We start from the raw sequence: 25,149 nt of genomic DNA, 5'->3' as shown, positions 1-25,149 counted from the left end.
CTAAAACTCAAACTGATAGAGCAAATCCAGCGCCTGATCTACGCCAGACACGGCTTCCAGATATAGCTTAGGCATCAGGCGATAGCGTAACGTGAGAGTAGCCAGTGAGTCAAAGATACCCACGCCATATTTCACCTGTAGACCCGGCAAGACATAGCCACTGACCACCACCTGCGAGGAGTCGCCGACCCCCTGGGTGTCCAGCGCCAGATTGCTCACGCCAAATGTCTCGCCGATTTTACCCACAACCTGCCCACTTTGTGCAACCCCCAGACCCACAAGCATTGACGTCATTGCTGCACTATCGCTCTGTTCGCTGTCCAGACCCTGCCCGCGAAGCAGGTAAGAGAGCGCTTCCTGTTGCGACATCGCCGGGTCAGAGAACACTTCCGCTTTCGGTTGATCGGCAGAACCGGTGACGCGAACGCCGGCGATCACGTCGTTTTCTGTGGCTTCCGGGTTACGAATGGCCTCGATGTTGAGCAGCGGCTGATCCGGCGGACCGGAGAACAGTAGCTCGCCTTTACGCACAATCAAATCCTGACCGTAGGCGTGGAAGCGTCCGCTCGGGATATTAATTTGCCCGTTAAGCCCCAGTCCCTGTTTGTCCTGCGCCACTTTAAGATCGCCGGTCAGGCGTGCTTTCAGGCCGAACGCGTCGATGCGCACGTTGTTGCCGACATGGATATTCAGGTTGCTGTTGATCGGGATCGCCGCCGTCTGCGGTTTTTCCGGCTGCAGATCGTTGTTCAGCATCACTTCATCGCTCGATACGCCAACGGCGCTTTCCGGCAGATCGTGAACAACGATGCGCGCCCACGGCACATCCACGTTACCGTCAAGCGTAAACNNCAAAACATCCAGCCGCACCATCGGCGGCACGGTGATCCGCACCCGGCTGCCTTTGGCGGCAATGTTGGCGCGCCAGTTATCTATCTGGCTCCAGTCCGCATCACCGCTGAGGTTGATCTGCCCCTGCTGCGTCAGCACCGAGCCCTGCAGCGTCGAACTCGTGCCGTTGAAGTTCATCGTCAGGTGGCTCGGCTGCATGTCGAACGGCATAAAGTTACCGTCGATATCAACGCCGTTCAGTTGCATCTGCCCGAACAACTGCGGCCCTTGCAGATTGCCGCCCAGGCGCAGATTCGCATTAAGCTTCCCGGCCGCTTTCTCGCCCCGCGAGAAGATCGGGTTGATCATCGCCAGCGAGAAATCACGGATGTTCACGTTGCCGCCGAGATTACGCCGCCCCTGCGGGTCGGTCACCTGCACCTGACCATCGAACTGGCCGTTATTGGTGAGGCGAATCAGCCAGCCGAGTTCCGCGCGGTTGTTGCGCAGTTCTGCGTTCAGGTTCAGCGTGTCGAACGCCACCGGCAGCGGTGCGTCGTTCACCACCTGCGTCACGTTGACGTTGCGCCCGGCAAGCGTCACGCTCCCCTGCGGCAGCCCTTCTTTGGTGGTGTCCCAGCTGACGTCCGCTTTACCGCTGAACACGCCGCTGGCCTGCGTGGCGTCCGGCATAAACGGCTTCAGCATCGCCAGGTCGAAACGGTTGAGATTGACAACAGCGCGGCCTGCCGCCCCGGCGTCGATGGTCTGCGGCACGCACAACTCGGCGTTCGGGTTATTCCAGCAGTGCGGCCCGATACTGATTTTCTGTTCCTGATTGCGGTAATCCAGCGCAATGGCGCGGCTCAGCGACCACGGCCCGACCGGCGTCTGGAAGCGGGTATTGCTCAGTTCGCCCTTCCAGCGCTCCTCTTTGCGGTCAAAGCTCCCTTTCAGCGCCAGCTGACCGGAAACCGGTTCACCCTGGAGGCGCAGTTGCAGATCATGCTGTTTTTCGTTGCCTTTGGCTTCCAGCAGCACCAGCCCCATATTGACGCCNTATCCACGCGCACCTTCAGGTTGCCGCCGATCTGGTCGGTAGATTTAACATCGCCCTCCACACGCACCTGCGCAACGGAAAGTTCCTGCCAGCGCAGGCCTCGCGCGGTGATATCCGCCAGCAGTTGCGGAGCATCGATGGTACCGCGAACCTTCAGCAGGCCTTTCGCCGTGCCGCCCAGTCCCGGCAGCGCGTTATCCAGATTCGGCGCGTCGATGGTGGCGTCCAGGTTGAGATCCTTCACCCCCAGTTCGCCCTTCACGTCGGCGCTGTTGCGCCCCAACGCCAGATGCAGCCCCGGAATGGTCCACTGCATATAGCTGTTGCCTTTCAGGGAGCCGTCCACGTTGACCTTGTTCTGCTTGACGTTGCCGGTGATTTTCAGCGCCGGCACATCCATCTGCCAGCTGCCGCCGTAAAGACTGCCGCGGGTTTTAATCAGCCCGTCGAGCGTCGACGGCCAGTCCGGCACCTCTTTCGCGGTGTTAATACCCTTCAGCGTTAACTCGCCGTTCCAGCTGATCGCCTGCTGCCAGTCCAGCAGCGCCTTGAGTTCGGTGGTCCCTTCCAGCGCCGCCACGGAGAGTTTGTCGAGGTTAACCTGTTTTTCGTTGCCCTTAGCATCCAGCGTAATGGTGGCGGGCGGCACGCTCTGGCCCTTCACGGCAGTGCGGAACGACAGGGTGTAATCGGTCATTTTGCCGCTAAGTTTCAGCTTCAGGTCATCGGCCTGATACTGCTTCTCACCGGTGAAAGGCCAGTAAAGCTGTTTGCTGAGTATTTCCACGTTCAGCGGCAGCCCGGCCTCCGCCAGTTGCGTCTGCGCGCGCAGCGACATATCCACCGGACCGGAGAGATTCACCCCGACCTCCAGTTGTTTACGCAGTTCGCCGCCGACCTTCAGCTTGATCTTCTCGCCCTTCAGCGGGTCAATATTCAGCGTGCTGTTGAGCGTAATGTCGACTGGCCAGTTATCCTGCAGTTGCGCCGTACCGATGGCATTCACCGAGCCCTGGCTCGAGTCAATATCCAGCGCGTCCAGCCGGGTGTTGCCGTCAATGCTGCTCACTTTCAGCAGCATGTTAAAGACCGTCAGATCGGTGTCCCCGGTCAGGCGTAGCTGTTCGCCACGGAACTCCTGAATATTGAGGTTCAGCGGCAGATGCACGTCGGTCATTTCCGGCAGCACCGGTTTCGAGAACAGTTCCGTCAGCGTTTCGCCCAGCGGTTTCTCTTCCGGCTGCGGGTTCTGAATTTTCGGCTCGACCACCTCTTCCTGCGCGACTTTCGCCACTTTTGGCAGGGCAATCAACAGCCCCTGCAGCGACGTTGGCGTCAGGGTCAGATCTTTCTCCTGCCAGTTAAGTCCGGTGGAGAAATCCATCACCGACACGGTGGTATCGTCGATTTTGATATTGACGTTGTTCAGCGCCACGCGGCTGAGCGTGATGGGATACGGCGTCGACAGATTCAGCGGGCCGCTCTCTTCTTCCTCGACCGGCGCCGCTTTCGGCATTTTTTTGCTGTCGATGGCGACATTGATGTCGCGTAGCGAAATATCATTCACGCACAGCGCGCTGTCCCACAGGCAGTCCAGTTTGACCGCCAGATGCAGTTGCCCGGCATCCACCGCCACGCCGGGTTGCTGGTAACGCACGTTTTTCAGCGTCAGGTCACGCCAGCCGCCAGTCACCTGGCCGATCTCCAGCCCCGGCACCCAGCGGTTTGCCGCCTTGAAAATCAGATGCAGCCCGGAGGTGGTGCCAACGAGATACCCCACCGCGCCCAGCAGCAGAACAATAAAAATCAGTACGCCGAGGCTTATTTTTTTCCATAAACTCATAATTCAGGCCCCAGACCGATGTAAAACTGTAAACCGTGCTCTTCTTTGTCGCCTATCGGGACGGCGAAATCGAGCTTGATCGGCCCGACCGGCGACTGCCAGCGGACGCCCACGCCCGCGCCGGTTTTGAAATCACTTTTGCGGATATCGCTCACCGCTTCACCGCCGTCGACAAACATTGCGCCCCACCACTTGCCGCTGACGTTGTACTGATACTCCAGCGAGCCGGTCGCCAGTTTTGACGCACCGATCAGCTTGCCATCGTCATCTTTCGGCGCGATGGATTTGTATTTGTAGCCGCGAATGCTGCGATCGCCCCCGGCGAAGAAACGCAGGTCCGGCGGTACTTTGTCGAAATCACCGGTTTCTATCCAGCCGAGGTTGCCGCGCGCCACAAAGCGGTGACGATCGTAGAGGGTGCGGATCCAGACGTTTTGCGCCTGCAGCACCACGAAGTCGACATCGGAACCCCAGGCGGTGTTGGAGTAATCCACGGAATAGCGCTGCGAATCGCCCCAGTTAGGCATCAGCCCGCCGCGCGAACGGGTGCGGCTCACCATCACGCCCGGATAGAGCAGCATCGTGGTGTTGGTGACGTCTGCCTGGGTGGTCGAGACTCCAGCGCAGGTTAATGGCGCGCTGCCAGCCGCTGGAGAGATCCCAGTAGCGTGAAACGGCGAGCGTGGTGGAGTCGGCTTTGGTGTCGTTCAGATCGGTGCGCTTGAGCCCGCCCTGCACCAGGTAATACTGCTCCAGCGGGTTCTTCAGCAGCGGAATTTTGTAGCTGAAATCGAGCTGCTGTTCCGGCGCGGAGATACTGGCGCTGGAGGTCAGGCTGTGGCCGTAAGAGTTCATCCACGGCTTTTTCCACGTCGCCTTCACCCGCGGCCCGACGTCTGTGGAATAGCCCACCCCGGTTTCAATGGTGTTTTCGCTGCGCGGCGAGACCACGCCATGCAGCGGCAATACCTTGGTTTTATCAAATTCTGGCGCCACCACCACGGAGTTAAACCAGCCGGTGGCCGACAGGCGGCGGTTGAGTTCGGCTAAATCTGCGGAAGTGTAATAATCGCCCTGTTTGAACGGCACCAGATGCTGCAGGTAGCGGTCCTGAATCTGCGAGCCTTCAAAGGTCACGGCGCCAAAGCGATAGCGTTCGCCGCTGTCGTAATCGATATCCCAGAATGCCTGATGGCGGTCGAGCGCCACGCCGAGCTGGCTTTTATTGAATTCGCTGTCGAAGTAGCCTTTGCGCAGCGCCACGCTGGTGAGGCTTTTCTTGAAGCCGTCATAGTCGCCGTGATTCAGCACCGTGCCGACCGCCGGACGCGTCTTTAAGAGGTCGAGATAATCTCTGTCGGTGCGCGCCCCACCACGCAGGATCACCCCGGTACCGCCGATACGCACAGGTTCACCGGGGCTGACTTTTGCCAGCAGCACCTGGCGGCCTTTCTTCGGCGGCGGTTTGAGTTCGAAATCAATCGTCGGTTCGTAATACCCCAGCGCCTTCAGGCCTTCGCGAATGGCGTCGTCCACGCGTGCGCGAAAGCGGCGATCTGGCGTCACTTCATCGCCCTGGATGGTTGAAAGCTGGGCACGAACGTTTTTTTCCAGGTTTCCTGAGAGTCCTTCAACCTGTAAACGTATATTCGCCGCACTGGCGACCCCGCTGACCATCATTAGGCTGGCCAACCATAACTGGCGGTTTTTTAGCACGTTTTCTCCTGAAGTTCCTTGTTTCCTCCCCTACAGGAAACGCAAGCGTCGTTCCACGACGTAACAATCCATTATCATTGGATTGAAAAAAAGACAACTACCCTAATATTTCTTATGTTTAAATCTAGTCATATTCGCAGTGCATATTGTGTTAAAAGACGCACGCTGTGACAACCTTAACCACAATTTCCTTTTCCCGGAGGCCAAATCGTGAGTCTTTTCGATAAAAACCATCTCGTTAGTCAGTCGGATGCGTTACCCGGGCGCAATACACCAATGCCTGTCGCGACGCTGCATGCTGTTAACAATCACTCAATGACCAACGTGCCGGACGGTATGGAAATCGCGCTGTTTGCCATGGGATGTTTCTGGGGCGTAGAACGGTTGTTCTGGGAGCTCCCCGGCGTGTACAGCACCGCGGCGGGCTACACCGGCGGCTTCACGCCGAACCCCACCTACCGCGAGGTCTGCAGCGGAGAGACTGGACATGCAGAAGCGGTCCGCGTCGTTTACGATCCGAAGGTCATCAGCTACGAACAACTGCTGCAGGTGTTCTGGGAAAACCACGATCCGGCGCAGGGTATGCGCCAGGGCAACGATCACGGTACGCAATATCGCTCAGCGATTTACCCGCTGACGCCGGAGCAGGAAACGGCGGCGAAAGCCAGCCTCGAACGCTTCCAGGCGGCGATGCGCGCGGCAGGTGACGATCGTCAGGTGACCACCGAAATCGCAACGGCAAAACCGTTTTACTATGCCGAAGACGANACCAAAACCCCCGCCACTGCCCCTGCAACAACAGGTTAAATACCGGCGCCTGTGGCCGGTTCAGCCGTTGCTGCAGCAAATGCACTGCCTCAATACCCAGATCGCGACAGGCCACCGCAATCCCACTGACCGGCGTCTCCAGCCCCTTTTCCAGATTCCACGCAAAATCGGTGGTGATCAACGACACGTCCTCCGGTACGCGGAGATGATGCCGCGCCAGCACCCGCAACACGCCCTCGGTCATTCCACAACTGCCGGTAAAAATCACTTCAGGCCAGCGTTCACGCGGTTGAGACGCCAGCCATGCTTCCAGTGCCTGCTCTACCTCATCGGCAGAAAAGCCTTCAGTAATCAGTAAATCCTGTTGTGGATCAAAAGGCACATGGCAGTCGCGATAGGCCTCTTTGATGCCGTTGAGCCGCTCATACAGCGTCTCACGGCGCAGCGTGGTGATGGAAAGCACCCGTCGGTGCCCGCGTTCAAACACATACCGCAGGGCGTAAAAACCGGTCGCCCGGTGATCCGGCGAGACCGCATCCAGGCGCATTTCACGATCATGCGTATTAATTAACACACAGGGCTTATTCAGCGTGGCGGCAACGTTAAACAGCGTGTCGTCGTCGCAGCCAATGATAATCACCGCGTTAATATCTTTATGGTTCGCCTTTTCCAGAAAGAGTTTAATATCCGCCCGCTGCTCTTCCAGACCACAGTAACTGAGCCAGACGTTGTGCGGCTTCAGCGCCTGTGCAATCCCGCGCGTCACTTCCAGATAAAAGATATCGCCCCGGGCGTTGAAGGTTCTGCCTGGCGCAAACACCGCAATGCCATTGACCAGCAGCCGACCGGACGCCAGTTCATCCAGCACGCCCAGTTCCCGCGCGCAATGCACAATGGCGTCGCGGGCTTTGTCGCTGGTGTAGGACTTGCCGCTTAACACCCGGGACACGGTGCTGATGGAGTAGCCCGTTAACGCCGCGATCTCCTCCATTTTTAGCTTGCCTGGCATGGTGTGACCTCGCTCGCATTCATTTTCTGCAACTATTTGCAGATCCAGTGTCCTGTTTTTTAAATCAAATTTTCCCTGCGTAGTGATTTTCTTATCCGCCCTGCGAGCATTCTCACAAATTCCAATTGTCGCTTTTTTCCACGTTTTTTATGTTCCGCACATCCCCTCAGACACTGAATGAAGGTAAGACATGGAGAAGGTACGTTTTGGCATTATTGGTGTCGGTAATATCGGTACAGTCCACGCGCGTTACCTGCTGGCGGGTCAGGTCGAGGGCGCCAGCCTGGCTGCCGTCTGCGATCACAACCCCGACAAACATGCCGCCATCCGCCGTCTCACCGGTGATGGCGTTCCGCTGTTTAATAACGCGCAAGAGATGATCGACAGCGGTTTGATTGACGCGGTGATTGTCGCTACTCCGCACTACGACCACCCCACCCTGTCGATGATGGCGATGCGCGCGGGCATTCACACGCTGTGCGAAAAACCGGCCGGGGTTTACACCGCCCAGGTGCAGGAAATGAACGCCTGCGCACGCGAGTGCGACGTGCAGTTCGGCATCATGTACAACCAGCGCCCGAACCCGCTGTATCAAAAAGTGAAGGATCTTATCGACAGCGGTGAGCTGGGCGAGATCCGCCGTTCGAACTGGATCATCACCAACTGGTATCGCTCGCAGAGCTACTACAACTCCGGCGGCTGGCGCGCCACCTGGAAAGGTGAAGGCGGCGGCGTGCTGCTGAATCAGGATCCACACCAGCTCGATCTCTGGCAGTGGCTGGTGGGCATGCCGGTACGCCTGCGTGCCTTCTGCCAGTTCGGCAAACACCGCGACATTGAAGTGGAAGACGAGGTAACCGCCTATGCCGAGTACGCCAACGGTGCCACCGGCGTGTTCATCACCACCGTTGCCGAAACCCCTGGCACCAACCGGCTGGAGATCGTCGGTAGTCGCGGCAAAGTGGTGGTCGAAGAAGGCCAGCTCCGTTTCTGGCGGCTGCGCGAGTCCGAAACCGAATTCAATGCCCGCTGGCAAAACGGCTTCGGCGAGCCAGAATGCTGGGAAGTATCGATTCCCTGTGCGCCGGAGTGTAGCGATCACCAGGTCATCACCGCCAATTTCACTGCCGCCATTCTGCGCGGCGAACCGCTGATTGCCCCCGGCTGTGAAGGCATTCGCGGTCTGACGCTCTCCAACACCATGCACCTTTCCACCTGGACCGACGACTGGGTCGATCTGCCTTTTGACGAACAGCGCTACTACGAACTGCTGCACCAGCGCATCGCAGAATCCGTCGAAAAACCGGCCGTCAGCCGCACGCTGGACGCGTCCGGTAGCTGGTAATCACAGGGGAAAACAGAATGCTCAATATCGCCATTGTGGGAACCGGGAACATCTCACATCACCATATTCAGGGCTATTTGCAGTTCCCGACGCGCTGCCGGATCGTCGCGCTGGTGGATATTTACCCCGAGAAAGCACGGGAGAAAAAAGCCCGCTACGAACTGTCTCACGCCCGCGTTTACGCCAGCCACCAACAGATGCTGGAAGATGGCGCGGACATCGACATTGTCGACGTTTGTACCCCGCCCTACGTGCATGCGGAAATCAGCATCGCGGCGCTGGAGGCCGGAAAACATGTGCTGTGCGAAAAGCCGATGGCCGCATCGCTGGAAGAGTGTGATGCGATGATCGCCGCCCAACAGGCCAGCGGCAAACGGCTGTCAATTATCGCGCAGAACCGGTTTACCGATGCCTTCTGGCGGCTGAAAGCCGCGGTGGATTCCGGGCTGGCGGGGAAAATTTGCCATGCGCAGGTGGACTCCCTGTGGTGGCGCGGGCACTGCTATTACGACCTGTGGTGGCGCGGCACCTGGGAAAAAGAGGGCGGCGGCTGCACGCTGAATCACGCGGTACATCATATTGACGCCATGCTGTGGTTGCTCGGCGTTCCCACTGAAGTCACCGCCATGATGAGCAACGTGGCCCATGACAACGCGGAAGTGGAAGATCTCGCCGCCGCCACGTTCCGTTACACCAACGGCGCACTGGCGCAATTAACCGCGTCGGTGGTGCATCACGGCGAAGAACAAAAAATCGTGATTCAGGGGGAGAAAGCGCGCATCTCCGCACCGTGGAAAACCGTCGCCTTTCAGAGCGCGGACAACGGCTTTCCCCGCGATACCCATGATATCAGCCGCGAAGCGAGCCTTAACTCGCTCTGTGCCGCGATGCCTGCGCTCACCTGGACATTGCACACCGGGCAGATAGACGACCTGCTGAGCGCCATTGAGCGCAACACCTCACCACTGGTGGACGGTTTGCAGGGCAAACGGGCGCTGGAAGTGATCACCGCGATCTACAAATCGGCCATCACCCGCCGCATCGTGTCATTGCCCATCAAGCATGACGATCCTTTTTACCGCACCGGCGGCCTTACCGCCCTTGCCCCGCGCTTTTATGAGAAATCCGCCTCCGTTACCCGCTTCAGGGAAGTGGACGTGATCCCCCTGGGCAAAAATCTGGATGAGAGAACCCACGATGAACAAAAATGATGGCATGAATTACGCCCCGACGGGGAAACCGCAGCCGGTGGTGAAGCCGGGTGAGTTTGTCTTTGCCGCGGCGGCGCTGGATCACGGGCATATTTACGGTATGTGCAACGGCCTGCTGGAAGCAGGCGCTACGCTGAAATGGGTGTGGGACGCGAACCGGGAAAAATGCGAGGCCTTTGCGCGTCAGTATCCGCAGGTCAACATCGCCGACTCGCTGGCGACCATTCTGGCAGACAACGAGGTACTGCTTGTCGCCGGTGCGGCGGTTCCCGCACAGCGCTGCGCGCTGGGATTGCAGGTGATGGCGGCAGGCAAAGATTATTTCACCGATAAAGCGCCGCTGACCACTCTCGAACAACTGGATGACGCCAAAGCGATGGTCGCCCACACCGGGCGTAAATATGCTGTCTATTACAGCGAGCGTCTGCACGTTGAGAGCGCGGTGTTTGCCGGGCAACTGGTGAAACAGGGAGCGATTGGTCAGGTGATCCAGACGCTCGGTACCGGCCCGCACCGTGAAGGTCAGGGCCGCCCGGGGTGGTTTTACGAGCGGCGTGAGTTTGGCGGCATTCTCTGTGACATTGGCAGCCATCAGATAGAACAGTTTCTGTTTTTTACCGGCAACCATGACGCCACGATCGTCGCCAGCCAGACACGCAACGTTAACCACCCGCAGTACCCCAACTTTGAGGATTTCGGCGATGCCCTGCTGCGCGGCGACAACGGCGCCACCGGCTATTTTCGCTGCGACTGGTTCACGCCGGACGGTCTCTCCACCTGGGGCGACGGGCGTCTGACGCTGCTCGGCACCGACGGTTACATTGAGATCCGCAAATACGTTGATCTGACGCGTGGCGAGCAGGACGTGGTCTATCTGGTCAACCGCGACGGCGAATTCCGCTACCCGGTGGCGGGTCAGGTGGGCTTTCCCTTCTTTGGCGAACTGATCCTCGACTGCCTGAACCGCACTGAACACGCCATGAGCCAGGCACACGCCTTTAAAGCCGCCGAGCTGTGCGTGAAGGCGCAGATGCTGGCCAACGCCACGAACGGCTCAATCCCGCCATCATCGGCTGTGGCGCCATCCACCGTCACCATGTTGACGCGCTTCGCCAGCTCCCTGACGTGGAATTGCGGGCCATCGCCGGAGTGGATGCGCCAAAAGGTGAACGGCTGGCGCAAGAATATGGCTGTCGGTTTTACCGCGATTACCGGGAAATGCTGCAGGCTCGCGACATTCATGTGGTTCATATCTGCACGCCGCATTATCTGCATAAACCGATGATTATTGCGGCGCTGGCAGCAGGAAAACAGGTGTTCAGCGAGAAGCCTGTCGCCATGAACGGGGGTGATATTACGGAGATCCGCCGCGCCGTGCAGTGCGCTACGGGGCGGNCTGCTTGCGGCGGGAACGCTGGGTGAAATGCTCAGCATCAAAGCCGTGCTGACCTGGTCCCGGAGTGACGCCTATTACCGCGACAGCAACTGGCGTGGCCGGTTTGCCACCGAGGGCGGCAGCCTGCTGATCAATCAGGCCATTCACACGCTCGATCTGTTGCAGTGGTTTGGCGGCGGCGTTAAGCGACTGAAAGGCATCGTCGATAACGCCATGCTGACCGACGCGACAGAAGCCGAAGACAGCGCCATGGCGACGTTCGAATTTCACAACGGCGCGCGCGGGCTGTTTTACGCCAGCAACACCCACACCTGCGACTCACCGCTGCTGCTGGAAATTCACTGCCAGCACGGCACCCTGCGGCTACAGGACAACATCCTGTGGCTTTTCACCCGCAACGGTCAGCGCGAACTGGCCCGTGACACCACTCCGGACGGCAACAAAGGCTACTGGGGAACAGGTCATCAACAGGCGATTGCACATTTTTACCATGCGCTTCGCTATTCCACGGCTGACGGCGTGATGGACATCGACGCGGCAGCCAGATCCTTACATCTGGTGGAGGCCATTTATCGCTCATCCCAGTTACGACGATGGATAAATCTCACTGATGTAATTGATTAATTCCAGCCATAAAAACCCTACACACTGGAACTACATTATGACGAAACCAACTGAACGCAGAGTCGGTTACGGGACCGCTATTGGCTATGGCGTAACCGACCTTTTTGGCGGAGGGGCCTTCGCCATTATCGGCACCTGGCTTCTGTTTTTTTACACCACTTATTGCGGCCTGAGCGTATTAGAAGCCGGATCGATATTTGCCATTGCCCGCGTGATTGACGCGTTATTAAGCCCGATTATGGGCTACGTGACGGATAATTTCGGTAATACCTGGCTCGGCCGTAAATTTGGCCGTCGGCGGTTCTTTTTATTGCTCAGTTCGCCATTGATGTTTTTATACGCTCTGCTGTGGCTGACAGATATGGGCTACTGGTATTACCTGGGCACCTATCTCTCCATCGAGCTGCTTTCCGCCATGGTACTGGTGCCGTGGGAGACGCTGGCTGCCGAGATGACCAACCGCTATGAAGAGCGCAGCCGTCTTTCCGGGGTGCGAATGATCTGCTCCCAGCTCGGCGGATTTCTGGCGGTTTCCGTGCCGGGCGTAATCATGCAGTTTACCGGCAAAGACAACTCGTTTACCTATACCCTGACCGGTCTTATCTTTTCCGTTATCTTTTGCATTGCGGTATTTACCACCTGGCGCTGTACCTGGGAGGCAAAAGATATTCAGGAGGGAAATACATTTCAGCCAGAAATACGGCGAAGTAGCGGTTTGCTGAATCATTTAAAATATCTGGTGTTGGATCTGCTCTCTTCATTCCGTATTCGCGCGTTTCGTCTGCATATTATTATTTATATCTTTTCGTTTACGGCGATGGATGTCTTTGGCTCGGTCTTCACCTATTACGTGGTTTATTGCCTGAGTCAGGATGCCGCTGCGGTTTCCGGCTGGCTGAGCATAGCCGCTTTTGCGTCAGTGCCCGGCACCTGGTGCTTTATGCAACTGCTCAACCGTTTTAACGTGACGCCGTCCGCCGCACTGCGTCTCTCTTACGGCTGCATTTTCGTCGTGCTGCTGTTCCTGTTTTATATCTACCTTACGGAAATGGCGGTCTCTGACCTGCTGTTCTCTGCCATTTTTATCCTGCTCGGCGCGGCGCGCTCGGGGCTGTATTACATTCCGTGGAATATCTACAGTTTCATTCCTGACATCGACGAAATGGTCACCCAACAGCGTCGCGAAGGGATCTTCGCCGGAGTGATGGTGCTGACGCGCAAAAGTACCGTCGCGCTGGCGATCCTGGCGATCGGCCTGGTGCTGGAAGAGGCCGGGTTTGTGAAGGGCAGCGGCGTGCAGCCGGAAAGCGCCCTGCAGGCGATCATCGGCCTGATGATTTTCGCCACCGCCGCGTTGCTGGCCGTCAGTTTCTTTACCACCTACCGCTTTAAACTGACCCGCGAGACGCACAAGCTCCTGCTGCAGGAGATTGCCCGCCGCAAGCTGGGTGGCGATTACCGCGACTGCAATACCCGTACCCGCGAGGTGATCAAACAGCTAACCGGCTACGAGTACGACGAGGTCTGGGGCGGCACACGTACCGTGCAGCGTGAACAGGCCGTGACGGAATAAGGAGTCGCTATGTATCAGCAATGGAGTATTGANNCAGGAGGCGAGTTTTGATGCCGCCACGATTGACCAGGAGCTGGGCTGGGCCAGCCGTTACGGCTATAACCAGTTGCGCACCAACCTGCCGTTTATCGTCTGGCAGCACGATCGCGACGGGCTGCTGTCGCGCATCGACCAGTTTCTGGCAATCGCTGACCACCATCATCTACGGGTGATGCTAACCCTGCTGGACGACTGCGCCTTTTCCGGCGACGAGCCGTTTCTCGGGCCGCAAAAAGCGCCGCGTCCGGGCATTCATAACAGCCAGGCCGCCGCCAGCCCGGGCCGTCAGCAAGTGATGGATCGCCAGCGCTGGCCGGAGATCGAGCGCTATGTGCGCGACGTGGTGCGCCATTTTNCACCAGCCGCTGACGGTAGGCGCCTGGCATATTGCCGATCGCCACGATTGCCGTCATGCCTTTATTCACCCCATTGACGCAGCCGCCCTGCATCTTTCCGACGTCATCAGCTATCACGCCTATGTCGATACGCCAGGGCAACTGACAGTCCTGAAACAGCTCGCCCGTCACCAGCGCCCCATTTTTTGTACCGAATGGCTGGCGCGGCACGTGGGCTGCACGATGGTGGAACAGTTGCCGTTGTTCAGAGCGCAGCGCGTAAGCGCCTTCCACTGGGGGCTGGTGCAGGGGAAAACGCAAACCTGGCTGCCCTGGCCCGACATTGCGCGTGAAAATCCACAGCCAGCGTTGTGGTTTCACGACGTCCTGACGGCAGAGGGAAAAGCGTTCAGTCAGACGGAAATGGCGCTGGTCCGCCAGCTTAACAAAGCCTGAACCGCCCTCTGGTGACTTTACAGCCCTTTACGCTATACTAACCACGAAATCACCGGTCCAGTGCCTTCGGACCGGTTTTTCTTGTCAAATCTCACCATCAGTACACTCAAACATTCATGGATGAGGTGTATAAAAGTGAGCAACTTCCCTTCCGAGGATCTGGCCTCAACGGCTGGATAAGATATGTTAAACAGTATTTTAGTAATACTTTGTCTGATTGGCGTCAGCGCTTTTTTCTCGATGTCAGAGATTTCGCTTGCAGCCTCACGAAAAATCAAACTCAAACTGCTCGCCGATGATGGCGACATCAATGCACAACGTGTGCTGAAAATGCAGGAAAACCCCGGCACCTTCTTTACCGTGGTGCAGATCGGCCTTAACGCTGTCGCCATTCTTGGCGGTATCGTGGGCGACGCGGCGTTCTCACCGGCGTTTTACGGCCTCTTAGTCAACTATGTGTCACCTGAACTGGCAGAACAGCTGAGCTTTATCCTCTCTTTCTCGCTGGTCACCGGTATGTTCATTCTCATCGCCGACCTGACACCGAAACGCATCGGTATGATTGCGCCCGAAGCCGTGGCTTTGCGTATCATCAACCCGATGCGCTTCTGCCTGTTCGTCTTCCGTCCGCTGGTCTGGTTCTTTAACGGCATGGCGAACGGGATCTTCCGCCTCTTCAAACTGCCGATGGTGCGTAAAGATGACATCACCTCTGATGACATCTACGCCGTGGTGGAAGCCGGTGCGCTGGCCGGGGTGCTGCGTAAGCAGGAACATGAGCTCATCGAGAACGTGTTTGAACTTGAATCGCGCACCGTGCCGTCGTCCATGACGTCGCGTGAAAGCATTATCTGGTTCGATTTAAACGAAGATGAGCAGAGCCTGAAGAACAAAGTGGCAGAGCACCCGCACTCGAAGTTCCTCGTCTGTAAAGACGACATCGACCATATCATCGGTTATGTCGATTCTAAAGATCTGCTGAACCGCGTGCTGGCGAACCAGAGCATGGCGCTGACCGGCGGCGTGCAAATTCGTAATACACTGATCGTCCCGGACACATTGACGCTCTCCGAAGCGCTGGAAAGTTTCAAAACCGCCGGTGAAGATTTCGCGGTAATCATGAACGAATACGCGCTGGTGGTGGGGATCATTACGCTGAATGACGTGATGACCACGCTGATGGGCGATCTGGTCGGTCAGGGGCTGGAAGAGCAGATCGTCGCCCGCGACGAGAACTCCTGGCTCATCGATGGCGGTACGCCAATTGATGACGTGATGCGCGTGCTGGATATCGACGAGTTCCCGCAGTCCGGCAACTATGAAACCATCGGCGGTTTCATGATGTTTATGCTGCGTAAAATCCCGAAACGCACCGATGCGGTGAAGTTCTCTGGCTACAAGTTTGAAGTGGTGGATATCGATAACTACCGCATCGACCAGCTACTGGTGACGCGCATCGACAGCAAACCGACGGTACTGACGCCGAAACTNNAAGGCGCTGCGTAATCCCGCCGCAGAAACATTAACGGCTCCCATCGGGAGCCGTTTTTTATTTTATAAACTACTGCATAGCACAGCTGCTGGTTACGCCATCTCTGTTTGCAGACGCATAACCTGACGGTTGACTTCAGACATCACAGAGAGATGCTGCTTGTCCTTCACCTTCGGGATAAGGATTTTGCCCTTATCAAACTCGAAAGCACCAACGTCCTTGATATACAACCGTCCACGGAACAGGATCTTCACGTACTTCGCCACCTGAAGCGGGTTGTAGCGTTGGAATATTTTCATTCTTTTCTCTCCTGCAGAGTATTACGTCCTGGTGGTACCACAATCGGTCCAACGCGTCGGGACGCAAAATTTAAAGCTCTAGAACTATAGTTCATAACCGGGAAGTTACCCAGTATGTATAAGTTTATTTACCTTTTGATTACAATAATTCAGAATTTTCGTTTCAGCCATACGGGGAAAGCAGTATAAGTCTTCGTTTTTGCTCGGATATGTGCGTTCGCCCGCAAACTGGCATCAGGCTTGCGGGAAAAGCGGCGGAATCGCACATATGATTATTGTTCGGACCAAGTGGTCGGATCACCTGCATAAAATAAGGAAACACCATGACCCTACGTAAGCTGATGGCGCTTTCATGCCTTTTACTGCCGCTGATGGCCTCCGCACACGATTTTAAGGAGGGAGCGCGCGTTCCGCCTGTCGGTATTGCTGACCGCGGTGAGCTCATTCTTAATAAGGATCAGTTTAGCTATAAAACCTGGAATAGCGCGCAGTTGCCTGGAAAAGTGCGCGTTGTACAGCACATTGCCGGTCGTACATCGGCAAAAGAGAAAAATGCCGCGCTGATTGAAGCGATCAAAGCCGCGAAATTCCCGCATGACCGCTATCAGACCACCACCATCGTCAACACAGACGATGCGATCCCCGGCTCCGGCATGTTTGTGCGCAGCAGCCTCGAGAGCAATAAAAAACTCTATCCGTGGTCGCAGTTTATCGTCGACAGCAACGGCGTCACGCGCAAAGCCTGGCAACTGGACGAAGAAAGCTCCGCTATCGTGGTGCTGGATAAAGACGGTCGCGTGGCGTGGGCAAAAGATGGTGCACTGACGCAGGAAGAGGTGCAGCAGGTTATCGCCCTGCTGCATAAGCTTCTTAAAAATTAATAGATAGACACCCGGAAGCCGGGGTTGAGGAACGANCAGCCACCGCATGCCCGGCGGCGGTATCCCAGACGTTGGTTGGCCCAAAGCGCGGATACAGTTGCGCCTGCCCTTCTGCCACCAGGCAGAATTTCAGCGATGAGCCAATGGAGGTCGTCTGATGATCGCCCAGCTGATGCAGATATTCCTGCAATTCGCCATCGGCGTGCGAACGGCTGATGACCACCAGCGGCGGTCTGGCATCACGCACCTGAATCTGTTTACGCACGCCGCACTCTTCTTTCCACGCCTTGCCGTCAGCGGCGCTGTACATCATCTTCATGACCGGCGCGTAAACCACACCCAGCACCGCTTTCCCTTTATCAATCAGGGCGATATTGACGGTAAACTCGCCATTGCGTTTGATGAACTCTTTGGTGCCGTCGAGCGGATCAACCAGCCAGTAGCGCTGCCAGTGCTGGCGAACGTCCCAGCCCGGCGGATCTTCCTCCGACAGCACGGGTATGTCCGGCGTCAGCGCCTGCAGCCCCTTCAGGATTACTGTATGCGCGGCAATATCCGCCGCCGTCACCGGGGAATCGTCCTGTTTGCTGGCAAGTTCCATCGGTTGTTTTCCGTCGTACACCTGCATAATCGCGTCGCCTGCCTCCCGTGCAAGCTGGCAAATTTTATCTAACATACCCACCTCTCGTGGTCGCACTAGCGTTAACTCATTGTTTTAGTTATATCGTATCGCGACGAAATCCGCTATCTGTGAGGCGTTGCCATTTTCCTGGATTGAGTTTCTGGCAAGATTCACAGTTCTGTAAGCAACACGCTGTATTTACATTTATTTCTGCCGAACAGATCAACAAAAGGATGCCTCTGATGATTAAGTTTAGCGCAACGCTCCTGGCGACGCTGATTGCCGCCAGCGTGCAGGCCGCCACCGTGGACCTCCGTATCATGGAAACCACGGATTTGCATAGCAATATGATGGACTTCGATTATTACAAAGACAGTGCGACGGAAAAATTCGGCCTGGTACGTACTGCCAGCCTGATCAACGCCGCCCGTGGCGAAGCGAAAAACAGCGTGCTGGTGGATAACGGTGACTTGATTCAGGGCAGCCCGCTCGGCGATTACATGGCCGCGAAAGGGCTGAAAAAGGGCGATGTCCACCCGGTTTATCAGGCGATGAATACGCTGGATTATGCCGTCGGCAACCTCGGTAACCATGAATTCAACTATGGTCTCGACTACCTGCACAAGGCGCTGGCAGGGGCAAAATTCCCCTATGTGAATGCCAATATTATCGATGTGAAAACCGGTAAGCCGCTGTTCACGCCGTATCTGATCAAAGAGACGCCAGTGCAGGACAGCGACGGCAAAACGCAGACGCTGCGCATCGGTTATATCGGCTTTGTGCCGCCGCAGATCATGACCTGGGATAAAGCCAATCTCGACGGCAAAGTGACGGTCAACGACATCACCGAAACGGCGCGTAAATATGTGCCGAAGATGCGAGCGAAAGGTGCCGATCTGGTGGTGGTGGTCGCGCATTCCGGCCTTTCTGCCGATCCTTACCAGGCCATGGCGGAAAACTCAGTTTACTACCTGAGCCGCGTGCCCGGCGTGGACGCGATTCTGTTTGGTCATGCACATGCAGTCTTCCCGGGGAAAGATTTCGCCAGCATCAAGGGCGCGGACATCGATAAAGGGCTGCTGAACGGCGTTCCGGCGGTGATGCCGGGCATGTGGGGCGATCACCTCGGCGTGGTTGATCTGGTGCTGAACAACGACAGCGGCAAATGGCAGGTAACGCAGGCGAAAGCCGAAGCGCGGCCCATTTACGATGCAGTCGCTAAAAAATCACTGGCGGCGGAAGACGCGAAGTTAGTGAAAATTCTGAAGCCTTCCCACGACGGCACCCGTGATTTCGTCAGCAAACCGATCGGCAAAGCCGCCGACAACATGTACAGCTATCTGGCGCTGGTGCAGGACGACCCCACCGTGCAGGTGGTGAATATGGCGCAGAAAGCCTNNGGGCTACCCTGCCAGTGCTGTCGGCGGCCGCGCCGTTTAAAGTCGGTGGTCGCAAGAACGATCCGGCGAGCTTTGTCGAAGTGGAAAAAGGCCAGCTGACTTTCCGTAACGCGGCGGATCTTTATCTCTACCCGAACACATTGATCGTGGTGAAAGCCAGCGGCAAAGAGGTGAAGGAATGGCTCGAGTGTTCCGCCGGGCAGTTTAATCAAATAGACCCCACCAGCAGTAAGCCGCAGTCACTGATTAACTGGGACGATTTCCGCACCTACAACTTCGATGTCATTGACGGGGTGAATTATCAGATTGATGTTACGCAGCCTGCCCGCTATGACGGCGAATGCCAGACGATCAACGCTAACGCTGAACGCATCAAGAACCTGACGTTTCCCCCGGCAGCGGATAACAACTGGCGTCTGGCGCCGATCCACAGCAGCACGCCGTTAGATATCCGTTTTGAAACCTCGCCGTCGGAGAAAGCCGCCGCGTTTATCAAGGCTAACGCGCAATATCCGATGAAACAGGTCGCCACCGACGAGATTGGCTTTGCTGTCTATCAGCTCGATTTGAGCAAGTAACGTCTGTTATGCCGGGCGGCGCTTCGCCAGCACGTCCGGCAAATTCACTTCTATCCAGTCCGCCAGCGCGGCGACTTTCTCGCTTATCTGCTCACCGAGCGGCGTCAGGCTATATTCAACATGGGGCGGTACGACAGGGTAAGAGACGCGGTCAACAAAACCATCCTGCTCCAGCGCCTGTAACGACTGCGCCAGCATCTTTTCGCTCACCCCGCCCATCTTGCGCCGCAGATCGCTGAAGCGGTGCGTGCCGCCACGCAGGGCGACCAGAATCAACACGCCCCAGCGGCTGGTGACATGCTTGAGCACATCCCGCGACGGGCACTGTTCAGCAAACAGGTTGCCGTCGCGCATCTGCTCGCTCAGGGTCGGCGTGGTCATTTTCATACTTACCTTTTTGTACGTACTTACTAAAAGTTAGTTAAGGTGCTAGCGTAGCACAACACCTGAATAACACGAAGGAGAAAACCATGATTGCTATTACCGGAGCGACCGGCCAACTGGGCCAGCTTGTGATCACAGAACTGTTGAAACGCGTTGCCGCCAGCCAGATTGTGGCGATTGTGCGTAACCCGGCGAAAGCCGATACGCTTCGCCAGCAGGGGATTACCGTCCGTGCGGGAGATTATGACGATCCGGCGGCGCTGACGGCAGCGTTGCAGGGTGTGGATAAACTGCTGCTGATCTCGTCCAGCGAAGTGGGCAAGCGTGCCGCGCAGCACCGCAACGTGATTAACGCCGCCCGTACTGCGGGTGTGCAGTTTATCGCCTACACCAGCCTGCTGCATGCGGACACCTCACCGCTCGGCCTGCACGTTGAACACGTCGATACCGAAAAACAGCTGGCGGCGTCCGGCATTCCTTACGCGCTGCTGCGTAACGGCTGGTATACCGAAAACTATCTGGCAAGCGCGCCACCGGCACTGGAACACGGCGTGTTCATTGGCGCTGCCGGGGACGGCAAAATCGCCTCCGCCAGCCGTGCTGACTACGCCGCCGCTGCGGCACGCGTCATCAGTGAAGACGGCCACGCCGGTAAAATTTATGAACTGGCGGGCGACAGCGCCTGGACCTTAAGCGACCTGGCCGCCGCGCTCAGCAAACATGGCGGTAAACCGGTGACCTATCAGAATCTCAGCGAAGCCGATTTTGCCACCGCGCTAAAAGGCGTGGGCCTGCCTGCGCCCATCGCCGAGATGCTGGCGGATTCCGACACTGGCGCGTCGAAAGGTGGTCTGTTTGATGACAGCCACACCCTGAGCCGTCTGATCGGTCGCCCGACCACGCCGCTGGCGACGAGCATCGAACGCAGCCTGTAATTGTTAACAACTGGTTATTTTTTGTGGCACTCCGCCGGGTCATCTCTGATAATGAGGAATGACCCGTGTGGAGGACACCGTGCAAGGCGTACCCGATCAGTTTACCGATGAAACAGACAGCGCTCGCTTTCGCCATCTGGCGCAGGTGCCCGGCGTTGAGCTGTATCACGCCCATATCTCTCGCTACGCGTTTGAACCGCACACCCACGAAGCCTTTGGTATTGGCGCGATAGAAATGGGGGCGGAACGCTTTCGCTATCGCGGCACACAGTATGTGGCGCCGGTGAACTCGGTTGTCACCATGAACCCCGACGAGCTGCACACCGGTGAGGCAGAAACAGCGGAAGGCTGGCGCTACCGGATGGTGTATCTGGAGCCGGATCTGCTCGAAGAGGTGACGGGTATCCGCCACTGGTGGTTTAGCGACGTCATGCGGATGGATCCCCTGCGCGCCCGGCAGATTGGCGCGCTGATTTATGGGATGTGGCATACCGACGATCCGCTGGCGCAAAAAGGGCTGCTGCTGGATCTGGTCGACACCTTCCGCCCCTTTGCCCGTCATGCGCCGCACGCGCAGGAAAGCGGTCACCGTTTCGATCGCATACGCGATTACCTGCATGATAACTATATGTACACTGTCACGCTGGATGACCTCGCACAGGTGGTGTCGCTCAGCCCGTATCATTTTCAGCGCCAGTTTAAGGCGCATTTCCACGTCACGCCGCATCAGATGCTGATGGCGATCCGCCTGTGGCGCGCCAAAAATTTCCTCACTCACGGCATGCCTGCCGCCGAAGTCGCTGCGGCAACGGGGCTGGTGGATCAGTCCCATCTGACCCGCGCGTTCACCCGCCGCTACGGCATTACCCCCGTTCGCTATCAGAAACAGGTCGCCCGGCGCTGATGCGCAATCTCATACAATACGCCTCGCCCTTCCCGGCCTACGCTTTACAGCTCAACGAGGGTAAGGGCTAAGAAATGATAAGCGGCGTGCTGTATGCCCTGCTGGCAGGGTTAATGTGGGGATTAATTTTCGTCGGCCCGCTGATGGTGCCGGAATACCCGGCGGTGTTGCAGTNCCCCCCTGCCGCTGGCGTGGCTGGGGCGCGGGCGGCTGAAACAGCTGACGCCTCACGACTGGCTGACCGCGCTCGGCCTCACCATGATGGGCAATCTGATCTATTACCTGTGCCTCGCGAGCGCCATTCAGCGCGCCGGCGCGCCGGTTTCAACGATGATCATCGGCACCCTGCCGGTGGTGATCCCGGTGTTCGCCAACCTGCTCTACAGCCGTCGCGACGGCAAGCTGCCCTGGTCGCGCATGATCCCCGCGCTGGTCTGTACCGCGCTCGGGCTGGTCTGCGTGAATATCGCCGAATTGCGCCACGGGCTGCCCGATTTTAGTTGGTGGCGCTACGGTTCCGGCGTCGGGCTGGCGCTGATTTCGGTGGTCTGCTGGGCGTGGTATGCGCTGCGTAACGCGCGCTGGCTGCGGGAAAATCCNNCGGTTACCGCTGCCGGTGTCGCTGGCGGGCTATCTCGCCGCCTGTGGCTGGCTGAGCGTGCAGGACGTCACCTTCCCACTGCCGTTTGGGCCGCGACCGACGGTGTTTATCACCCTGATGATTGCCATTGCGATTTTCTGTTCGTGGGTGGGCGCACTGTGCTGGAACATTGCCAGTCAGCGGTTGCCGACAGTGATCGTCGGCCCGCTGATTGTGTTTGAAACGCTGGCGGGGCTGCTCTACACCTTTCTGCTGCGTCAGAGCATCCCACCGTGGCTCACGCTGAGCGGGATCCTGTTGCTGGTCACTGGCGTGGTGATGGCGGTCAGAGCAAAACCGACACGCCCGATTTTAAACACCGCAACGGTTTCGTTCAGGCGCGCAGATTGCTCTTCCAGCGCGGCAGCCGCGGCGGCAGACTCTTCCACCAACGAGGCGTTTTGCTGCGTCACGCGATCCATTTCGGCGATGGCCTGACCGACCTGATCGATACCGCGGCTCTGTTCGTCAGAGGCCGAGGCGATTTCCGCCATGATGTCATTCACGCGCGTCACTGAATTGACGATTTCCGCCATCGTTTCGCCCGCTTCATGCACCAGCGTGGAACCGGTGCTGACGCGCTCGACCGAGTCTTCGATAAGCCCCTTAATTTCTTTCGCCGCCTGCGCGCTGCGTTGCGCCAGCGTACGGACTTCGCCTGCGACTACCGCAAAGCCTCTGCCCTGCTCACCGGCGCGCGCCGCTTCCACCGCCGCGTTCAGCGCCAGAATATTGGTCTGGAAAGCAATGCCGTCGATCACGCTGGTGATCTGCGAAATCTGGCCGGAACTGCGGGCAATTTCGTCCATTGTACGCACCACGCCATCCACCACATCACCGCCTTTCTGCGCGGTTTTCGAGGCGGTCAACGCAAGGCCGGACGCCTGGCGGGCGTTGTCGGCGTTCTGCTTCACGGTTGCCGTCAGTTGTTCCATGCTCGCGGCAGTCTCTTCCAGCGACGCGGCCTGCTGTTCGGTACGCGAAGAGAGATCGTTGCTGCCTGCCGAGATTTCGCCCGCGCCGGTGTAGATGGTGTCGGCGCCTTCGCGCACAATGGTGACGGTTTTCGCCAGCGCCTGCTGCATTTCACGCACGTTGCCCGCCAGCAACGCCATTTCGTTGCTGCCATCGGCATCGATGGGATGCGTCAGGTCGCCTGCGGCAATCGCGCGAATGTGTTCCATCACCTGATGCAGCGGTTTCAGCAGCACACGCTGCATCGCCACCCAGCTCGCCACAATGGCAACCACCACAATCACCATGATGGTCACGAGGATCCACAGAATGCGCGAGTAGTCGTTGTTGTTGTCCTCAATCCCGGCGTTGGTCAGCTGCGTCTGCATCGCACGCCACTCACGGTAGGATTTCTGCATCGCCTGCTGTTTCTGCTCGGCGTTCTCTTTAAACATGTCTTCCAGCTTGCCCTGGTCCAGCAGCACAGTCATGCGGGCAAGCGTGGCGGAGTAAATGCCGTACTGGGTTTCCAGGCTCTCGGTCAGGTTTTTGTCGAGCCCCGGCGTATTTGGCAGTTCGTGGTAGCGATCGTAATGCCCTTTGGCTTCCGCCAGCAGGTCGTTCGCGGTTTTCACCAGTTCGCTCAGCTGACCGCCATTGATTTGGGTTCCCATGCTGCTTTGCAGGCGCAGCATCCCGCGGTTGAGGGTGACGCGCGCCTGGTTGAGGCTCACCCACGCATCGGTAAATGCGGCGACGTTCTCATTGGAAAGCTGGGCCACGCTGAAATTGTTTTTATCGTTATTCAGCGCTTTAACAAATATCCCTGCGGAAAAGAGCTGCATTGCGCCGAGCACAAACAGCACCGTAATAAGCAGGGTAATGACTTTTATACGTTTAAACATGAATAGCCTTTTTTATGTGCAGGTGTTGAGCACTAACTATCGGCAGCGGTTTGCGGTTATTTAACGCGCTTTCGTGCAGGCCAGTTGCCCGTCGGCAATTTTTCAATACGGGTCAGGATCTTAACGTACAAAAAATTTTTGTGACGAAGCTCGCAAAAACCTGCACCTCAAAAGGGGTATGGTGTTATTTTAAAGATGCATTTAAAATGCATCTTATATTATTAATGACGAGGTAACTGCTATGGCCTTCCGTGACCAACCCTTAGGTGAACTGGCGCTCTCTATCCCACGCGCCTCTGCGCTGTTCCGTAAATACGATATGGATTACTGCTGTGGTGGCAAGCAGACGCTGGAGCGTGCCGCTACCCGTAAGGAGCTGGATCTTGACGCCATCGAAGCGGAGCTGGCGACGCTCGCTGCGCAACCGGTGGAGAAAGACTGGCGCGTGGCGCCGCTCGGCGACATCATCGACCACATCATCGTGCGTTACCACGATCGTCATCGCGAACAACTGCCAGAGCTTATCCTTCAGGCCACCAAAGTGGAACGCGTTCACGCTGACAAACCCACCGTACCGCGCGGTCTGGCGAAATACCTGACCATGCTGCACCAGGAGCTGTCCAGCCATATGATGAAAGAGGAGCAGATCCTGTTCCCGATGATTAAACAAGGCATGGGACGTCAGGCAACGGGGCCGATCAGCGTGATGGAAAGCGAGCATGATGAAGCGGGTGAACTGCTGGAAGTGATTAAGCACACCACCAATAACGTCACCCCGCCGCCGGAAGCGTGCACGACGTGGAAAGCGATGTACAACGGCATTAACGAGATGATTGATGACCTGATGGAACACATCAGCCTTGAGAATAACGTGCTGTTTCCGCGTGCGTTGAGCGGAGAGTAATACCGTTGAATGGCGCTGCATTCGCAGCGCCATCTTTTAGCTGAA

At 57.3% G+C, this 25,149-nt stretch carries 11 protein-coding genes and 10 pseudogenes; 14 read left to right on the top strand and 7 right to left on the bottom strand.

Translation table 11 applies throughout. The features are described from left to right. Both tamB and tamA read right to left on the bottom strand, forming a co-directional pair. A pseudogene (gene tamB / locus GM30_RS10875) lies at positions 1-3,734 on the bottom strand (autotransporter assembly complex protein TamB). Then, a pseudogene (tamA, locus tag GM30_RS10870) lies at positions 3,731-5,450 on the bottom strand (autotransporter assembly complex protein TamA). The pseudogenes tamB and tamA overlap by 4 nt, the downstream one beginning before the upstream one ends. Positions 5,451-5,660: 210 nt before the next feature. Here tamA and msrA point away from each other — a divergent pair. Then, positions 5,661-6,215, top strand: a pseudogene (gene msrA / locus GM30_RS24315) (peptide-methionine (S)-S-oxide reductase MsrA); the annotation flags it as partial. A 19-nt stretch (positions 6,216-6,234) separates the two neighbouring features. Here the strand turns inward: msrA and GM30_RS10865 are convergent. Continuing rightward, positions 6,235-7,227: pseudogene (locus tag GM30_RS10865) on the bottom strand (LacI family DNA-binding transcriptional regulator); the annotation flags it as partial. A gap of 190 nt (positions 7,228-7,417) precedes the next feature. On the opposite strand from GM30_RS10865, the gene GM30_RS10860 reads away from it, so the two are divergent. The 7 genes and pseudogenes from GM30_RS10860 to paeA all read left to right on the top strand — a co-directional run bounded on the left by GM30_RS10860 (position 7,418) and on the right by paeA (position 15,712). Further along, positions 7,418-8,572, top strand: coding sequence for a Gfo/Idh/MocA family protein (locus tag GM30_RS10860; protein ID WP_049848633.1), 1,155 nt, complete (start codon positions 7,418-7,420; stop codon positions 8,570-8,572). A 17-nt stretch (positions 8,573-8,589) separates the two neighbouring features. Continuing rightward, complete coding sequence (locus GM30_RS10855; RefSeq protein ID WP_049848632.1) at positions 8,590-9,783, top strand: Gfo/Idh/MocA family protein; 1,194 nt, start codon at positions 8,590-8,592, stop codon at positions 9,781-9,783. Continuing rightward, positions 9,770-10,831, top strand: a pseudogene (locus tag GM30_RS10850) (Gfo/Idh/MocA family protein); the annotation flags it as partial. The gene GM30_RS10855 and the pseudogene GM30_RS10850, both read left to right, overlap by 14 nt. Then, positions 10,798-11,803, top strand: a pseudogene (locus GM30_RS10845) (Gfo/Idh/MocA family protein). The pseudogenes GM30_RS10850 and GM30_RS10845, both read left to right, overlap by 34 nt. 37 nt (positions 11,804-11,840) lie before the next feature. Next, complete coding sequence (locus GM30_RS10840; protein WP_049848631.1) at positions 11,841-13,376, top strand: MFS transporter; 1,536 nt, start codon at positions 11,841-11,843, stop codon at positions 13,374-13,376. 34 nt (positions 13,377-13,410) lie between these two features. Beyond that, positions 13,411-14,206, top strand: a pseudogene (locus tag GM30_RS27920) (1,4-beta-xylanase); the annotation flags it as partial. A 183-nt stretch (positions 14,207-14,389) separates the two neighbouring features. After that, on the top strand, positions 14,390-15,712 hold the full coding sequence (gene paeA / locus GM30_RS10825) for a polyamine export protein PaeA (protein ID WP_049848628.1): 1,323 nt from the start codon (positions 14,390-14,392) through the stop codon (positions 15,710-15,712). Between the two features lie 78 nt (positions 15,713-15,790). On the opposite strand, the gene GM30_RS10820 is transcribed toward paeA, so the two are convergent. Then, complete coding sequence (locus tag GM30_RS10820; RefSeq protein WP_003856054.1) at positions 15,791-15,997, bottom strand: DUF1107 domain-containing protein; 207 nt, start codon at positions 15,995-15,997, stop codon at positions 15,791-15,793. 323 nt (positions 15,998-16,320) lie between these two features. Between GM30_RS10820 and GM30_RS10815 the strand changes: the two genes are divergently transcribed. After that, positions 16,321-16,878 carry a YtfJ family protein gene (locus GM30_RS10815; protein WP_049848627.1) on the top strand — a complete coding sequence of 186 codons (558 nt, stop codon included), beginning with the start codon at positions 16,321-16,323 and terminating at the stop codon, positions 16,876-16,878. Here GM30_RS10815 and cysQ read toward each other — a convergent pair. Next, positions 16,875-17,554 (bottom strand): annotated as a pseudogene (cysQ, locus tag GM30_RS10810) (3'(2'),5'-bisphosphate nucleotidase CysQ). The gene GM30_RS10815 and the pseudogene cysQ sit on opposite strands and share 4 nt — an antisense overlap. Before the next feature lie 188 nt (positions 17,555-17,742). Here cysQ and GM30_RS10805 point away from each other — a divergent pair. Continuing rightward, positions 17,743-19,478 (top strand): annotated as a pseudogene (locus GM30_RS10805) (bifunctional 2',3'-cyclic-nucleotide 2'-phosphodiesterase/3'-nucleotidase). 6 nt (positions 19,479-19,484) lie between these two features. Here GM30_RS10805 and GM30_RS10800 read toward each other — a convergent pair. Beyond that, positions 19,485-19,865 carry a winged helix-turn-helix transcriptional regulator gene (locus GM30_RS10800; RefSeq protein WP_049848625.1) on the bottom strand — a complete coding sequence of 127 codons (381 nt, stop codon included), beginning with the start codon at positions 19,863-19,865 and terminating at the stop codon, positions 19,485-19,487. A gap of 83 nt (positions 19,866-19,948) precedes the next feature. On the opposite strand from GM30_RS10800, the gene GM30_RS10795 reads away from it, so the two are divergent. The 3 genes and pseudogenes from GM30_RS10795 to GM30_RS27210 all read left to right on the top strand — a co-directional run. Beyond that, positions 19,949-20,797, top strand: coding sequence for an SDR family oxidoreductase (locus GM30_RS10795; protein ID WP_049848624.1), 849 nt, complete (start codon positions 19,949-19,951; stop codon positions 20,795-20,797). A 79-nt stretch (positions 20,798-20,876) separates the two neighbouring features. Beyond that, positions 20,877-21,701: an AraC family transcriptional regulator gene (locus tag GM30_RS10790; protein WP_049848661.1), complete on the top strand. Its 825-nt coding sequence runs from the start codon at positions 20,877-20,879 to the stop codon at positions 21,699-21,701. 74 nt (positions 21,702-21,775) lie between these two features. Then, positions 21,776-22,656, top strand: a pseudogene (locus GM30_RS27210) (DMT family transporter); the annotation flags it as partial. On the opposite strand, the gene GM30_RS10780 reads toward GM30_RS27210, so the two are convergent. Next, complete coding sequence (locus GM30_RS10780; protein WP_049848623.1) at positions 22,560-24,200, bottom strand: methyl-accepting chemotaxis protein; 1,641 nt, start codon at positions 24,198-24,200, stop codon at positions 22,560-22,562. The pseudogene GM30_RS27210 and the gene GM30_RS10780 overlap by 97 nt on opposite strands. A gap of 241 nt (positions 24,201-24,441) precedes the next feature. Here GM30_RS10780 and ytfE point away from each other — a divergent pair, with 241 nt between their 5' ends. Then, positions 24,442-25,104, top strand: coding sequence for an iron-sulfur cluster repair protein YtfE (gene ytfE / locus GM30_RS10775; RefSeq protein ID WP_049848622.1), 663 nt, complete (start codon positions 24,442-24,444; stop codon positions 25,102-25,104). Positions 25,105-25,149 lie beyond the last annotated feature (45 nt).

The organism is Trabulsiella odontotermitis (genome assembly GCF_001188485.1).
Lineage (GTDB): Bacteria > Pseudomonadota > Gammaproteobacteria > Enterobacterales > Enterobacteriaceae > Trabulsiella > Trabulsiella odontotermitis_A.
Note: the sequence above shows the minus strand (reverse complement) of the source record. Positions and strands in the feature narration are given on the sequence as shown.

Bases quoted from the DNA above. Each gene is read 5' to 3' on its own strand.
- GM30_RS10860 (WP_049848633.1), top strand. From the start codon at position 7,418: ATGGAGAAGGTACGTTTTGGCATTATTGGTGTCGGTAATATCGGTACA.
- GM30_RS10855 (WP_049848632.1), top strand. From the start codon at position 8,590: ATGCTCAATATCGCCATTGTGGGAACCGGGAACATCTCACATCACCAT.
- GM30_RS10840 (WP_049848631.1), top strand. From the start codon at position 11,841: ATGACGAAACCAACTGAACGCAGAGTCGGTTACGGGACCGCTATTGGC.
- GM30_RS10820 (WP_003856054.1), bottom strand. From the start codon at position 15,997: ATGAAAATATTCCAACGCTACAACCCGCTTCAGGTGGCGAAGTACGTG.
- GM30_RS10815 (WP_049848627.1), top strand. From the start codon at position 16,321: ATGACCCTACGTAAGCTGATGGCGCTTTCATGCCTTTTACTGCCGCTG.
- GM30_RS10800 (WP_049848625.1), bottom strand. From the start codon at position 19,865: ATGAAAATGACCACGCCGACCCTGAGCGAGCAGATGCGCGACGGCAAC.
- GM30_RS10795 (WP_049848624.1), top strand. From the start codon at position 19,949: ATGATTGCTATTACCGGAGCGACCGGCCAACTGGGCCAGCTTGTGATC.
- GM30_RS10780 (WP_049848623.1), bottom strand. From the start codon at position 24,200: ATGTTTAAACGTATAAAAGTCATTACCCTGCTTATTACGGTGCTGTTT.
- ytfE (WP_049848622.1), top strand. From the start codon at position 24,442: ATGGCCTTCCGTGACCAACCCTTAGGTGAACTGGCGCTCTCTATCCCA.